The sequence below is a fragment of the Frondihabitans sp. 4ASC-45 genome, from assembly GCF_049472575.1.
Classification (GTDB): Bacteria; Actinomycetota; Actinomycetes; order Actinomycetales; family Microbacteriaceae; genus Frondihabitans.
In genome coordinates, this window is record NZ_JBCEBN010000004.1 from 84,904 (window position 1) to 98,456 (window position 13,553).

13 protein-coding genes are annotated in these 13,553 nt (G+C 69.3%); 7 read left to right on the forward strand and 6 right to left on the reverse strand.

Annotation, left to right across the window (positions count from 1 at the left end):
- Positions 1 to 74: 74 nt before the first annotated feature.
- Positions 75 to 500, reverse strand: a complete 426-nt coding sequence (locus tag VH571_RS08120) for an SIP domain-containing protein (protein WP_423264089.1) — start codon at positions 498 to 500, stop codon at positions 75 to 77.
- Positions 501 to 732: 232 nt separating this feature from the next.
- Between VH571_RS08120 and VH571_RS08125 the strand changes: the two genes are divergently transcribed.
- The 5 genes from VH571_RS08125 to VH571_RS08145 are packed head-to-tail and all read left to right on the forward strand — an operon-like array spanning position 733 to position 5,731.
- Positions 733 to 2,256 (forward strand): ABC transporter substrate-binding protein, encoded by a 1,524-nt coding sequence (locus VH571_RS08125; RefSeq protein ID WP_423264090.1) that lies wholly within the window; start codon positions 733 to 735, stop codon positions 2,254 to 2,256.
- Positions 2,257 to 2,263: 7 nt separating this feature from the next.
- Positions 2,264 to 3,217 carry an ABC transporter permease gene (locus tag VH571_RS08130; RefSeq protein ID WP_423264092.1) on the forward strand — a complete coding sequence of 318 codons (954 nt, stop codon included), beginning with the start codon at positions 2,264 to 2,266 and terminating at the stop codon, positions 3,215 to 3,217.
- A 5-nt stretch (positions 3,218 to 3,222) separates the two neighbouring features.
- Positions 3,223 to 4,134, forward strand: coding sequence for an ABC transporter permease (locus VH571_RS08135; protein ID WP_423264093.1), 912 nt, complete (start codon positions 3,223 to 3,225; stop codon positions 4,132 to 4,134).
- On the forward strand, positions 4,131 to 4,922 hold the full coding sequence (locus VH571_RS08140; RefSeq protein WP_423264094.1) for an ABC transporter ATP-binding protein: 792 nt from the start codon (positions 4,131 to 4,133) through the stop codon (positions 4,920 to 4,922). The genes VH571_RS08135 and VH571_RS08140 overlap by 4 nt, the downstream gene beginning before the upstream one ends.
- Positions 4,919 to 5,731 (forward strand): ATP-binding cassette domain-containing protein, encoded by an 813-nt coding sequence (locus VH571_RS08145; protein ID WP_423264095.1) that lies wholly within the window; start codon positions 4,919 to 4,921, stop codon positions 5,729 to 5,731. Before VH571_RS08140 ends, VH571_RS08145 begins: the two co-directional genes overlap by 4 nt.
- Positions 5,732 to 5,909: 178 nt before the next feature.
- On the opposite strand, the gene VH571_RS08150 is transcribed toward VH571_RS08145, so the two are convergent.
- Positions 5,910 to 7,337 (reverse strand): amidase, encoded by a 1,428-nt coding sequence (locus tag VH571_RS08150; RefSeq protein WP_423264096.1) that lies wholly within the window; start codon positions 7,335 to 7,337, stop codon positions 5,910 to 5,912.
- Between the two features lie 176 nt (positions 7,338 to 7,513).
- Between VH571_RS08150 and VH571_RS08155 the strand changes: the two genes are divergently transcribed.
- Both VH571_RS08155 and VH571_RS08160 read left to right on the forward strand, forming a co-directional pair.
- Positions 7,514 to 8,650 carry a hypothetical protein gene (locus tag VH571_RS08155; RefSeq protein WP_423264097.1) on the forward strand — a complete coding sequence of 379 codons (1,137 nt, stop codon included), beginning with the start codon at positions 7,514 to 7,516 and terminating at the stop codon, positions 8,648 to 8,650.
- Positions 8,651 to 8,764: 114 nt separating this feature from the next.
- Complete coding sequence (locus VH571_RS08160) at positions 8,765 to 10,480, forward strand: chaplin family protein (RefSeq protein ID WP_423264098.1); 1,716 nt, start codon at positions 8,765 to 8,767, stop codon at positions 10,478 to 10,480.
- Positions 10,481 to 10,646: 166 nt separating this feature from the next.
- On the opposite strand, the gene VH571_RS08165 is transcribed toward VH571_RS08160, so the two are convergent.
- The 4 genes from VH571_RS08165 to VH571_RS08180 form a co-directional block, all read right to left on the reverse strand.
- Positions 10,647 to 11,258, reverse strand: a complete 612-nt coding sequence (locus VH571_RS08165) for a GNAT family N-acetyltransferase (protein WP_423264099.1) — start codon at positions 11,256 to 11,258, stop codon at positions 10,647 to 10,649.
- A gap of 239 nt (positions 11,259 to 11,497) precedes the next feature.
- Positions 11,498 to 12,193: a uracil-DNA glycosylase gene (locus tag VH571_RS08170; RefSeq protein ID WP_423264101.1), complete on the reverse strand. Its 696-nt coding sequence runs from the start codon at positions 12,191 to 12,193 to the stop codon at positions 11,498 to 11,500.
- A 7-nt stretch (positions 12,194 to 12,200) separates the two neighbouring features.
- Positions 12,201 to 12,944, reverse strand: a complete 744-nt coding sequence (locus VH571_RS08175; RefSeq protein ID WP_423264103.1) for a Type 1 glutamine amidotransferase-like domain-containing protein — start codon at positions 12,942 to 12,944, stop codon at positions 12,201 to 12,203.
- Positions 12,941 to 13,519 (reverse strand): phosphoribosyltransferase, encoded by a 579-nt coding sequence (locus tag VH571_RS08180; RefSeq protein ID WP_123944726.1) that lies wholly within the window; start codon positions 13,517 to 13,519, stop codon positions 12,941 to 12,943. Before VH571_RS08180 ends, VH571_RS08175 begins: the two co-directional genes overlap by 4 nt.
- Between the last annotated feature and the right edge of the window lie 34 nt (positions 13,520 to 13,553).

A 13,553-nucleotide genomic window follows, 5' to 3' on the forward strand; every position in this document is an offset into this window, starting at 1 on the left:
GCTGGCCCGGCGTGTCGCCGCGGATCGCTCTCAAATATGCCCGCGGGCGGCTGAGCGACGATCCGCCGCAGACGTTACAGAGCCGGCGCGGGGCTGGCGAACATCTCGCCGAGGTCGTGCCGGAGGTCGTAGGCGAACGAGGCCGGGCCGCCGATCCAGAACACGTAGTCGCTGGTGACGAGTGACTCGGAGTCGACGAAGAACTCCCCCACCCAGGCGCGAACGGCGCGGTCGAGGGCCATGCCGGAGAGGCACCGTTCGCCGGTGCCGGGCCGTCCGCTGCGACGCGACCGGTCGAGCCACGAGATAGCGACGCGACCGGGAGCAGTGATGGGCACGATCTCAGACGCGTCAGCGACCTCGATGAACACCTGGCCTCGCGCACAGATCGGGAGCACCTCGAGCATCGTCTGAATGTCGTCGATCGACGACGTGTCGCCGGCGAAGAGGACGCGCGTGGCCGACGGCTGGAGCTCGGGGGTGCTGTGTGCGAGGTACATGAGTCCTTCCAATATAGGTAAGGCTTACCTATTCCGCCAGCGCACCCGCCGGGCAGTGGCCGCATTCTCTCGATGCCGTGGTAATTTCTCTTCTGGCCGACGGTTCAGCAGTGATCTTCGGCGGGGGCGATCTTCCGTTCAGCAGCGACGGAATGGTCCGCATCGACAACGTGTTCATCAGCAACAGGTGTCTCCCGGCGTCCACATCCGCTCCGAAAGGTCTGCCTCACTGATGAGCTCTGCTCGCATCCGTACCACCCGCGCCCGTCTTCTCGCCGCCACCGCCCTGGCGGCCACCTCCGCCTTGATCCTCGCGGGCTGCACCGCAGGATCCGCGCCGAACGGCACCGGCACCCCCGATACATCCGCCACCGTCACCGTCGGCCTCGTACTCGAGCCCACCGACCTCGACATCCGCACCACCGCCGGCATCGCCCTCGATCAGGTTCTGATCGACAACGTCTACCAGGGCCTCGTCGGGCGAACCTCGACCAACAAGATCGTCGATGTGCTCGCCAAGAGCCACACCGTCTCGTCCGACGGCCTCACCTACACCTTCCCCTTGCAGACGGGCGTGAGCTTCGGTGACGGGAAGGCCATGACCCCGGCCGACGTCGTCTGGTCGCTCGAGCAGGTCAAGAAGACGAAGACGTTCGTCAATTCGGCCGATCTCGTCAAGGTGAAGACCATCTCGGCGAGCGGCGACACGATCACGCTGAAGCTCTCGCAGCCCGACTCGAACCTGCTCTGGGCCCTGTCCGGCCGTGCCGGGCTGGTGCTCGAGAAGGCCGCGACGAACGACCTCAAGACCACCGCGAACGGCACCGGCCCGTACAAGCTGACGACGTGGAAGCAGGGCGACAGCATCGCTCTCACCCGCAACGGCGACTACTGGGGCACCAAGGCCAAGGTCGCGGGCGTGACGTTCCGCTACTACACCAGCCCCTCGGCCGCCATCAACGCGGTCATCTCGGGCGACGTCGACGTGCAGACCGCAGTCGACGCGACACTCAAGTCGCAGCTCACCGGGGTTGACGGCATCAGCCTCAAGTCGGGCAAGACCACCGACAAATACACGCTGGCCTTCAATAACAGGAATAAGCCGTTCACCGACATTCGGGTGCGCCAGGCGATCCGCGAGGCGATCGACAGCAAGGCGCTGATCACGGCCCTCGGCGGTTCGGGTGTTACCCAGGGCGGTCCCATTCCCGCCCTCGACCCCGGCTACGAAGACCTCGCGAGCGTCGACGCCTACAACCCCGACAACGCCAAGAAGCTGCTCAAGGCGGCCGGCGCGGAGAACCTCTCGCTCGACCTCACCTACGCCAACTTCTACCCCGCGGCTATCGGCGACGTGCTCACCTCCGATCTGAAGAAGGTCGGCATCACGCTGAACGTCAAGCAGACCGACTTCACCACCTGGATCAACAACGTGCTCGTCGACCACGACTACGAGCTGAGCATCGTCAATCACGCCGAGTCGCACGACTTCGGCAACTGGGCCAACCCCGACTACTACTTCGGGTACGACAACAAAAAGGTGCAGCAGCTCTACTCCGAATCGCTCTCGGCGACCGACGAGGCCACCGCGGCGGACAAGCTGAAGCAGGCAGCGAAGATCGTCGCGAACGACGCGCCCGCCGATTGGCTCTACACCGCGACGACCCTGACGGCCGTGCACGACGGCATCACGGGGTTCCCGACGTCGTCGACCTCCGCCCGCCTCGACCTGGCCGACCTGGCGAAGTCCGAGTGACCGGCCGGTGATCCGGTTCGTCCTGTCGCGTCTGGTGCTGCTGGTCGTCGGCCTCGCCGCTGCCAGCGCGCTGATCTTCTTCACGCTGCGGCTGCTGACGGGCGACGTCGCGCAGGTGATCGCCGGCACGCAAGGCACTGCTGAACAGGTCTCCGCTATCCGGTCGTCCCTCGGGCTCGACCGGCCGCTGCCTGTTCAGTACGCCGACTGGATCCTCGGCCTGCTCCACGGCGACCTCGGTCGCTCGATCGTGACCGGCTCGTCGGTGGCGTCGCAGCTCGGCCAGAAGCTCGCCGTCACGCTGCCTCTCGCCGGGCTCTCGCTGGTGATCGGACTCGTCGTGGGCATCCCCCTCGGCGTCGTGTCGGCGATCCGACATCGGCGGCCGAGCGGCACGGCGATCTCGGTCGTCGCCCAGGCCATCGCGGCGATCCCCGCGGTCTGGGGCGGCATGATCCTGATCGCCGTGTTCGCGGTCGCGCTGAAGCTGCTTCCGACGCAGGGGTTCCCGAGCGACGGCTGGCAGGATCCGGCACGCGCCCTGCGCAGCCTCCTCCTGCCGGCCCTCACGATCGGGCTGATCGAGGGCGCCGTCCTGCTGCGCTTCACCCGATCGGCCGCTCTCGGTGCCCTCGACGAGGACTACGTCCGAACGGCCGCGTCGAAGGGCATGACCCGGACGCAGGCCGTCGTGCGGCACGGTCTGCCCAATGTGCTGCTCAGCGTCGTGTCGGTGCTCGGCGTCCAGCTGGCAGCACTACTCGTCGGCGCCGTGCTCGTCGAACAGCTCTTCGCGCTCCCGGGTGTCGGCCGGATGCTCGTCTCCGACGTCGGCGTGCGCGACCTCCCGAAGGTCCAGGGCGAGCTGCTCGCGCTGACGGGCCTCGTGTTGATTCTCGGGTTCGTCGTCGACCTGGTGCACCGCGCCGTCGATCCGCGACTGCGGGAGCCGGGCGAGTGAGCGGCGTGGAGACCGCGAAAGAGGCCCGCACAACCGGGCGCCGGACGCGCCGGGCGCCCTGGTTCGCCGAACTGCTGCGCCGGCCCGCCGGGGTCGCGGCGGGAGCCTGGATCCTCGTGCTCGTCGTCTCGGCGGTCGTCTCGTCGTTCTGGACTCCCCACGACCCGTTCGAGGCCGACCCCGCGTCGATGTGGCAGACCCCGTCGTGGGCGCACCTGTTCGGTACCGACGGCATCGGCCGCGACATCTTCAGCTACGTCTTCGCCGCGAGTCGCACGACGGTGCTCGTCGCGGTCTCGGCCGGGCTCCTCGCCACCGTCGTCGGCGTCGGGCTGTCGGCCCTCGGCTCGCTCACGGCCCGGTGGGTGCGCGAGTCGATGGCCGTGGTGATCGATATCCTGATCGCGTTCCCGGCGATCCTCATAGCCATGCTGCTGTCGTCGATCCTCGGCGGGTCGCTGTTCGTCGTCGTCACCGCCGTCGGCATCGGCTACGGCGTGAATATCGCGCGGGTGTCGCGCGCCGAGATCCGCCGCGTGGGGCGCACCGACTACGTGCTCGCCGCTCGCGCGAGCGGAGTCGGACCGGCCGGGATCCTGGGCCGCCACATCCTGCCGAACGTCGCCCCGGTGTTCGTCGTGCAGCTGTCTCTCGCCATGGCGACGTCGATTCTGGCGGAGGCCGGGCTGTCGTATCTCGGCTACGGCGCCTCCGCGTCGACCGCGTCGTGGGGCCGCCTGCTGAACGACCTGCAGGTGTACATCGCGATCCACCCGGGCAGCGTGGTCTGGCCGGGGCTCGCGATCACCCTCACCGTGCTGGCCTTCAATCTGCTCGGCGACGCGATCCGCGAGGTCAGCGATCCGCGACTCCGCACCGCCTCGATCCGCGCCGACCGGCGGAGGAACCACTCATGAGTCTCACCGTCACCGGCCTCACCGTCACCATCGGCGGTCGCACCGTCGTCGACGACCTCTCGTTCACGGTCGCCGACGGGGAGCGCTTCGGTCTCATCGGAGAATCAGGATCCGGCAAATCGCTCACCATCCTCTCGCTGCTGGGCCTCGCCCCCGAGGCCGCCCACGTCACCGGAAGCGCCGTTCTCGACGGCACCGAGTTGATCGGCCTCTTCGAGAAGGAGCTCGCGACCATTCGCGGCAACCGGGTCGGCATGGTGTTCCAAGATCCGCAGTCGGCGCTCAACCCGCTCCACCGCATCGGGCGACAGATCGTCGAGCCGCTGCGTCTGCACGCGGGCAGGAACGAACGGCTGTCGAAGGCCGAGCTGCGCGAGCGGGCCATCGAGGCGGTGCGCGAGGTCGGGCTGCCGGATCCTGAATCCCTCGTCGATGCGTACCCGCACCAGCTCTCGGGCGGGCAACGACAGCGAGTCGGAATCGCGATCGCGCTGGCCTGCCGCCCGGGTCTTCTGCTCGCCGACGAGCCGACCACCGCACTCGATGTGACGACACAGGCCGAGATCCTCGCCCTGTTCGAGCGACTCGTCTCGTCGCGGGGCACCTCGCTCGTCTTCGTCACGCACGACCTCGCGGTCCTGTCGCGGATCGCCGACGACGTGGCGGTGCTCTCGGCCGGGCACGTGGTCGAACGGGGCCCGGTCGCCACGCTGCTCGAAGCTCCGACGCATCCGGTGACCCAGGGTCTCGTCGCCGCCGCCCGCGCTACGACTTGGAGCGCCTCGTGACCGCCCCGTCACCGGGGCTCGGCGGCTCGTCGCCCCTGCTCGTCGGCTCGGGGATCGGCCGAGACTTCACGCTGCCCCGCCAGTCGCTCTTCACGCCGGGCGCCACCCGGCACGCCGTCGTCGACGCGTCGCTCTCGGTCGGCGCCTCGGAGAGCGTCGGGCTGATCGGCGAATCGGGGTCGGGTAAATCGACGCTGGTGCGGATCCTTCTGGCTCTCGCCCCCGCGTCCGCGGGAACCGTCCGCTTCGACGGACGCCCGGTCACACCGGGACGGGCTGCGTCGCTGCGGTGGTTCCGCAGGCAGACGGGTGTCGTGCTCCAGGATCCGTATGCGTCGCTCGACCCCCGCATGACCGTCGAGGCCATCGTCGGCGAACCCCTCCGCGCCCTCGACATCGCCGGATCGCATCGCTCGCTCATCACGGCCATGCTCGACCGGGTCGGGTTGTCGGCGTCGATGCTCGACCGCTACCCGCACGAGTTCTCCGGAGGCCAACGGCAGCGGATCGCCCTCGCCCGCGCCCTCGTCCACTCGCCCCGGCTGCTGGTTGGCGACGAGCCGCTCAGCGCACTCGACGTGACGGTTCGCGCGCAGATCCTCGAACTGCTGGCGACCCTCCGCGACGAGATGGGTCTGTCGCTGCTGATCGTGTCGCACGACATCGGACTCGTCGACCACCTGTGCGACCGGGTGGCGGTGATGCAGGCGGGGCGGATCGTCGAACAGGGCGCGACGTCGGCTGTGCTGCGCTCGCCCGAGCACGCCTACACGCGGCGACTGATCGCGTCGGTGCCGACGCTGCCCTGAGCCGCCGAGGCCGTCCGGGCTGCGCTGGCTGCGGGGCCGCGCTGGCTGCGGGATCGCGCTGCCTGCGGGGCTACGCTGCCTGCGGGGTCGCGCGAATCGGCCAAGGTCACAGCGCCGCGGCGCGCGATGTCGGCCGTTTCGCGCGAGGTTGCGTGCTGCTGCTTGGGCGGATGACACGTCACCACTGCGGCGGGTGCCGCCTCTGCCACTTCAACCGCCGCTCGAGCTGCGCCCCGATCGCGAGCAACACGTCTTCGCGGCCCGGCCGCCCGATCAATTGCACGCCCACCGGAAGACCGTCGACCTCGTGCACCGGAAGCGAGATGGCCGGCAGCCCGGCGACGTTGACGAACGACGTGAACGGCGCGTACTGGCACTGCTGCTCGAAGTTCCGTTCGGCGTCGACCGCGTCGTACCAGCCGTTCGGGCGCGGCGGCAGAGCGAGTGTCGGAGTCAGCACCGCATCGAACCCTGAGAAGGCGTCGATGACCGCGCGCTCGTAGGCGGTCAGACCTGCCAGGGCCGAGGCGAGGTCGAACGCCGACAGGGCACGCCCTTGCAGCACCAGCCAGCGCGTGATCGGCTCGAGCAGGTCGAGGTCGTCGCCGAATGCCGGGATCGTCGACGCACCGGCCTTCCACAAGACAGTGAAGAGCCGCCCGTAGTCGGCCACCGGAACACGCACACCATCGGGCTCGACTTCGTGACCGACTGCGGCGAGGTGCTCCATCGTGAGGCTCATCGCGGCGAGCACCGACGGGTCGAGACCGATGTCGAATGTGTCGTCCCAGGGGCTCGTAGTGGTGGTCGCGATCCGGAACCGTCCTTCGCCGCGCACCGCCGCGGCGAGGTACGAGAACTCCTCGCTCGGAGCAGCCCGCACCGCGTAGAGGTCACGCGGGGGCCTCGAGTCCGGCGACACCATCGCGTCGAGCAGCATTCCGGCATCGGCGACCGTGCGGGCCAGCGGGCCTCCCACGGCGAGACCGCCGAGGCTCGTGAGGCCGGACTGCGTGGGCACCCGTCCGCGCGAGGGTTTCAGCCCGACCAGGCCCGTGGCCGACGCCGGGATGCGGATGGAACCTCCGCCGTCGGATCCTGGTGCGAACGGAACAAGGCCGGCAGCAACCGCGGCAGCCGACCCTCCGCTCGACCCACCGGCGTTGAGCGACGGGTCGTAGGGAGTGCTCGTCGACCGGCCGATCAGCGACTCGGTGTACGCCGTCAGCCCGAACTCGGGGGTGGCCGTCTTGCCGAGACTGACCGTTCCGGCCGTGTCGAGAGCATCGACGATCGGTGACGACGTCTCGGCCACTCGACCCCTCGAGAGCCGCGAGCCTGCCCACGTCGGAACGCCGCGGCGGTCGACAAGGTCTTTATCGGCGAGCGGCAGACCCCAGAGCGGAGCCGCCGTGCTTCCTTCTCGGTCGAGGGCGTCGGCCCGGGCGCGTGCGAGGTCGGCCGTGACAGTGACGAAGGATCCGACCGAGGCGTCGATCCGCTCGACGCGCTCCAGGTAGTGATCCGTGAGCTCGCGCACGCTGACGTCGCCGCGCCGCAGCCAGTCGTACTGCTCGTGCGCGCTGAGATGGTGGAGTTCGAACATCGATCACGAGCCTAGAGGCCCCGCGTCACTTGCGATGTTCTGCGAACTCCCAGGCACGAATCGTCCGAGCCGGGCGTACTCTGAAGTCACCTTCGGGGCCAACCACCCCGAACGCAGCCCAGCTGCACCAAGAGAGCCAACCACTCTCACTCGATCGACCATGAAGGTGATCGCCCGTGGATCAGACGGTGCGGTGCTCGTCAGAGCACTCGACGGACGGAGTCGCGGCCAGCGGAATCAACCGCTCGGCCCGCACCCCGATCACCGTCGTGCGCCTTCTGCTCCTTTCCGGCCTCGTCGGTCTCGCCCTCGTGGTCATCTCGTTCTTCCTGGGGTCAGGTCAGGCTCATGCCGCCGCCCCCGCCGCTCCCGCATCGCAGCCCGGCTCGGGCTCCAGCCTCGTCGGGTCCCTCTCGAAGACCGTCGAGAAGGTCGCGGCACCCGCGTCGACCACCGTCAGCGGAACGGCCAAAACCGACGGCAGCACCGTCGGTGGCGTGACGAAGACCGTCGAGAAAGCCACCGCCCCGGTTGCGCCGGTGCACAAGGTGGTTTCCGCAGTCGTTCCGGTCGTGCCGAAGGCCGTCGCTCAGGTGGCCGCCACCAAGCCGGTCGCCCACGTCGTGGCCCCAGTTGCCGCTACCGTCGACGAGGTCGTCGACACGGTGACACAGGTGGCGCCCCCCGTTGCTGCGGTGACAGGAAAATCCCCGGTCAGCACGGTCACGAAGCCGGTCGCCGATACCGTCGACTCAGCCGTCTCCGGCCTCTCCGACGGTGTCTCACACCCGACGACGCCGATCATCCCGCCGGGCGTCACGTCACCTCCCGATCCGCACGTCCCGCCCGTCGTGACCTCGAATCCGACCCACGCCGTCCTCGGCGGCGACCCGGTCGCGAATGTCTCCGAGTCGGCTTCCGCATCTGCGACCGCTCCCGCCGAAAAGGCTCATTCCGCCGCGAGTTCCATCGAGGTGACCGGGGGCACAGCCGCTCCGCGCAGCGCCTCTCTCCTTCCGGTGGCGGCCACCTCGGTGACGGGCGTCTCGACGACTGGATCGACCATGTCGGATCCTGCCGTTCCGACCCCGGCGCACTCCCCCGCCGACCAGCCCGCTCCCGGGCCGGTACCGGCTGCCCCTGCGGGCATGAACGGATCGGCATCGTCCGGCAGCTCAGGATCCGCCGGCGGGATCGCGTTGACCGCCGACTTCGGCTACCTCCCCACGCTTTCCCTGCTTGCGTCCGGCACGAGTGAACGCGACACCGTTCCGCTCTCGCCCACCTACGACTCCGACACGACACCCGACTGACGGGCTGCTCGCCCCGCGCTGTGCTCACCGCACGCGCGCCGGGCACACGCATCCGTCCAGCGCCGCGCACCCGCGCTCCGCTCAGTCGAACCATTCGTTACAGGAGTCATCATCATGAACAAGTACGTCTTCCGCGGGCTCATCGGAGCCTGCTTCGTCGGAGGCCTCTGGGCCGTCGGCGCCACGGGGACCAACGCGGCCACCACGTCAGGATCCGACGGGCTGCTCTCCGGCACCCAGCTCGACGCCGTCGTATCGGCACCCGTCCAGGCCGCTGGTAACGCGGTCAGTGTCGTCGGCGACTCTGTGTCGGGCGCGGCTCCGGCAGCTGCGGCGCCCGCTGCTGCTGCTTCAGCTCCCGCAGCTTCGGCTGCTCCTGCTGCTCCTGCTGCTCCTGCTGCGTCGGCCCCGGCGCCTGCTGCTCCTGCAGCTTCGGCACCCACCACGACGGGCGCCTCGGGAATCCTGTCCGGCACCCAGGGCATCGTTTCCGTTCCCGTTCCCGTCGCAGTGACGGGCAACGCGATCTCGGTGGTCGGCGACTCGCACTCGGCCTCTGCGGCACCCGCCGCTCCGGCTCCCGCAGCTCCTGCCGCGCCCACCACATCCGGCTCCGACGGAATCGCCTCCGGAACCCAGGCCGTGATCGACGCTGCGGCTCCCGTGACGGTCTCCGGCAACAGCATCTCGGTGCTCGGTGACTCGCAGAGCGCAGGATCCGACGCCTCGTCCCCGGCCACCACGCCGACCTCGCCCGCGACTTCCGGTTCGGGCAGCTCGACGAGCGGATCCGACGGCATCGCGTCCGGCACCCAGATCGTGCCTGTCGTTGGAGTGCCCGTCACGGTCGGCGGTAACGCCATCTCGGTGATCGGCGACAGCTCGACCGGCGGCGGCACGACCGGAACCACGCCGACAACCGGCAGCACCGCTGGAACCGGCAGCACCACCACCGGCAACGACAGCACCCTCGGCGGGACGCAGGTCATCCCGTCCGTCGGACTGCCCGTCACGGTCGGCGGCAACGCCATCTCCGTGATCGGCGACAGCTCGACCGCCGGCAGCACGACCGGAACCACTCCGACCACCGGCACCGGCAGCACCGCTGGAACCGGCAGCACCACCACCGGTAACGACAGCACCCTCGGCGGCACGCAGGTCGTGCCCGTCATCGGACTGCCCGTCACGGCCGGCGGCAACGCCATCTCCGTGATCGGCGACAGCTCAACCACCAGCAACACGACCGGAACCACTCCGACCACCGGCACCGGCAGCACCGCTGGAACCGGCAGCACCACCACCGGTAACGACAGCACCCTCGGCGGCACGCAGATCGCGCCCGTCATCGGACTGCCCGTCGCGATCGGCGGCAACGCCGTGTCGGTGATCGGCGACACCAGCACCACCGGCACGACGACCGACCCGGTGACGCCGACTACACCGACCACGCCGACCGACCCCACGACGCCGACCACACCGACGTCGCCCGCAGAGCCCGGAACTCCGACGCTCCCGACCGACCCGATCGACCCGGCCTCGCCTGCCGAGCCGTCGGATCCCTCTGCTCCCTCGGTTCCCTCCACCGCGCTCGCCACGACGAACGAGGCTGCGACGAACAATGCTGCGACGACAGGTGACTCCGCGAACGGCGGCAGCATCGCCGCAGCGGGACTCGGCGGAACGACGGCCCTGGCCGCAACCACCGCTGTCGCCGCTGACGGATCGCTCGCTTTCACCGGCAGCGATTCCACCCTGGCGGGCCTGCTCGCGGCAGCGTTCCTGCTGCTGGGAGGTTTGGCGCTCGCACTGCGAGCTCGAATCCGTCACTGATCAGTCAGGCGGGAGCGGCTGCGCGACCTCATCGGGTCGCGTGGCCGCTCCGGCCTGCCCGGGAGGTGTTCAGAACTCTGGCACAAGTGGCCCGAACCGGCTCGATTGACCGGGTGGTCGCCACTTTTGCCAGAGTTGTGAACGGTGCCGGCCCCGACGCGAACCTCTAGCTTCGGCCGCGCACCGCACGCCGCGATCGACGCGGCAGGTTCTTCTGCATCGTCACCGTGCCGAGCCACCGGTCGAACTTGAAGCCGACCCGACCCATCCGGCCGATCTCGGTGAAACCGAACGAGGCGTGCAACCGAATCGACGCGTCGGCACCCTGGTCGCCGATGATCGCGATGATCTGACGCACACCCGCCGCATCGCAGGCTTCGAGCAGCGCGCCGAGCAGCGCACGGCCGAGGCCCTTGCCGGTGGACGCCGGACCAAGGTAGATCGACGTCTCGACGATCGCGCGGTTCGCGGCACGGGTCTGCCACGGCACCACGTGGGCGTAGCCGAGCAGGGTCCCGCCGGGCGACACCGCCACGAGAAACGGCAGTTCGAGCTTCTCGGCCTTAGCGAACACTCCGCGCCACTCGGCGAGCTGCTTCGGCGCGGTGTCGAACGTCACAGTCGAGTTAGCCACGTAGAGGTTGTAGACATCTCGGACCGCTGGCAAGTCGGTCGCCACAGCCGGGCGAATCTCGAACGAGAACGGGGCCTCCGCCGCCGGCGGCTTGCGCAAATGGCGCGGGAGCACACGCCGCGGCTGGTATTCCTCTTCGAGCACGCGCTCAGCCTTCCATGTCGGGGGCATTTCCGCGGGCAGAACCGCAGGTCCGGGCCGAGGATCCGCGAGCCGACACCCACATACCCGCCGCAGGCGCACTCCCCCGAACCCCGCGCCCCCCGCCCCGCGACATCGGCAGAGACCCGCCCGCGCGGCCTAGACCCGCCCGAGTGACTCAGACCCGCCGGCGCGGCCGTGTGCGTACGCCAGCCCTACGGGTATGTGCCATTGAGGCGTGTCTACGCCGGACGTACTGCTTCCGGCAACCGCCAATCAACCGGCTCGGCGCCCTGCTCGGTCAATAGCTCGTTGACCCGACTGAACGGCTTCGAGCCGAAGAAGCCGCGCGAGGCCGAGAGCGGCGACGGATGCACCGATTCGACGGTCGGCGTCGAGCCGAGCAGCGGCTTCAGCTTCTGGGCGTCTTTGCCCCAGAGCACTGCGACGAGGGGCTTCTCGCGAGCGACCAACGCCTCGATCGCCCGATCGGTGACGGCCTCCCAGCCCTTGCGGCGGTGCGATCCGGCGTCGCCCGGGCGAACCGTCAGCACCCGGTTGAGGAGGAGCACGCCGTGCTCCGACCACGAGGTGAGGTCGCCGTGAGTCACGGGCGCGATGCCGAGGTCGTCGTTCAGTTCGCGGTAGATGTTGGCGAGGCTGCGCGGAACGGGCCGGACGTGCGGGTCGACGGCGAACGACAGGCCGATCGGGTGACCGGGCGTCGGGTACGGATCCTGCCCGACGATCACAACCTTCACCTCATCGAACGGAGTTGTGAAAGCCCTCAGAACGGCGTCGCCTGCGGGCAGGTACCCGTGACCCGCCGCGGTCTCGGCACGGAGGAAATCGCCCAGGTCGTGGATGCGGTCTTCGACGGGGGCGAGGGCCCGAGCCCAGCCCGGGTCGAGCAGCTCGACGAGAGAGTGCGTCGTCATCGAGCGGTCAGACGGCCACGCCGAGCGTGCCGACGGACACCCCGACGATCTCGCCGTCGTCGTCGAGCTGGGGTTCGACCCGCCAGACACTGCCCGTGCCGATGACTCCGAGCGCGCCTTCGCCGACCACGAGTGCGGTGTTCTCGTCGATGGCGACGCCGCCCGTGACCAGTCCCGCCTCGGTTGCCGCGATGAGTCGGCTCAGGGTGCCCCATTGAACGGCGTGCACGTCGATAGCGAGGTCGACGAGCCCGAGACCCTGCGCCAGGGTCACCTCGTCGAGGCCTTCGGCCGCGTCGGGAGGGCAGACCTCGACTCCACCGATCGTGTAGCCGCCGAGAATGGCGGTGTCGGCAGCGATCATCGCCCCGGCCGAGAAGCCGAGATACGGCAGGCCGTCAGCGACGAGGAGTCGCACCTGGTCGATGAGGGGCACGACTGCCTCGAAGTAGGCGGGGGTCGAACCACCCGCGATCACGAGGCCGTCGATGTCGGAAAGCACGCGCGTGTCGAACACATCGCTCGACACGACCTCGGTGACCAGCGGTTCGCAGGGCCCGATCGAGGCCAGCATCGCCGGGAAACCCGAGCGGAACTCGGACGACGGGACGTCGTCTTCGACGACGACGAGCACAGCGACGCGGGGAACGTCGCGCCCGAGCCGCTTGCCGCGGGCCGCAGCCTCGACGACGAACGGTTCGAAGACGGCGGTTGACTCCGACCAGCCGCCACCCACCAGGTGAATGCTCATGTGCTCACCGTCACCGGGGGCAGTGCGCTCCACGGGAACGTGATCCAGTCGCTGGTGTGACGCCAGACATGGTCGGGTTCGAGAATCGTGCGCGGCTTGGAGTAGAGGCAGACGGTGTGCACGTCGGCACCGTGACCGCGCAGGATGTCGCGGACAAGCTCGAGGGTGCGGCCGGAGTCGGAGACGTCGTCGACGAGGAGCACCCTCTTGCCCGACAGAGCCGGGGCATCGAGCGCGGGCGGCAGAATGACTGGCTTCTCGAGCACGGAGTTGACGCCGGTGTAGAACTCGACGTTGATCGAGCCGCACATCTTGGTGTCGAGGGCGTACGAGATGGCACCGGCGAGAAGCAGACCGCCTCGGGCGATCGCGACGACGACATCGGGGCGAAAACCGCTCGCGAGAACGTCTTGCGCCAGGTCGCGGGAGGCTTCGCCGAACTCGAGCCAGCCCAGGATCTCGCGGGTGGAGTCTCGGGAGGACGTCACGGGGCGGGACGACTGTTCGTCGAAGGAGACCGGCTCGAGGTCGTCGGCACGCACGCCGGGCACGGCGTCATCGGGGAGGGAAACCATGGAGTCAACCGTAGTGGGCGGCGAGGCCGCCGTC

What these genes read in the sequence shown, in the direction of transcription:
- VH571_RS08120 (WP_423264089.1), bottom strand. Translation starts at nt 500, where the DNA reads ATGTACCTCGCACACAGCACCCCCGAGCTCCAGCCGTCGGCCACGCGC.
- VH571_RS08125 (WP_423264090.1), top strand. Translation starts at nt 733, where the DNA reads ATGAGCTCTGCTCGCATCCGTACCACCCGCGCCCGTCTTCTCGCCGCC.
- VH571_RS08140 (WP_423264094.1), top strand. Translation starts at nt 4,131, where the DNA reads ATGAGTCTCACCGTCACCGGCCTCACCGTCACCATCGGCGGTCGCACC.
- VH571_RS08150 (WP_423264096.1), bottom strand. Translation starts at nt 7,337, where the DNA reads ATGTTCGAACTCCACCATCTCAGCGCGCACGAGCAGTACGACTGGCTG.
- VH571_RS08160 (WP_423264098.1), top strand. Translation starts at nt 8,765, where the DNA reads ATGAACAAGTACGTCTTCCGCGGGCTCATCGGAGCCTGCTTCGTCGGA.
- VH571_RS08170 (WP_423264101.1), bottom strand. Translation starts at nt 12,193, where the DNA reads ATGACGACGCACTCTCTCGTCGAGCTGCTCGACCCGGGCTGGGCTCGG.
- VH571_RS08175 (WP_423264103.1), bottom strand. Translation starts at nt 12,944, where the DNA reads ATGAGCATTCACCTGGTGGGTGGCGGCTGGTCGGAGTCAACCGCCGTC.
- VH571_RS08180 (WP_123944726.1), bottom strand. Translation starts at nt 13,519, where the DNA reads ATGGTTTCCCTCCCCGATGACGCCGTGCCCGGCGTGCGTGCCGACGAC.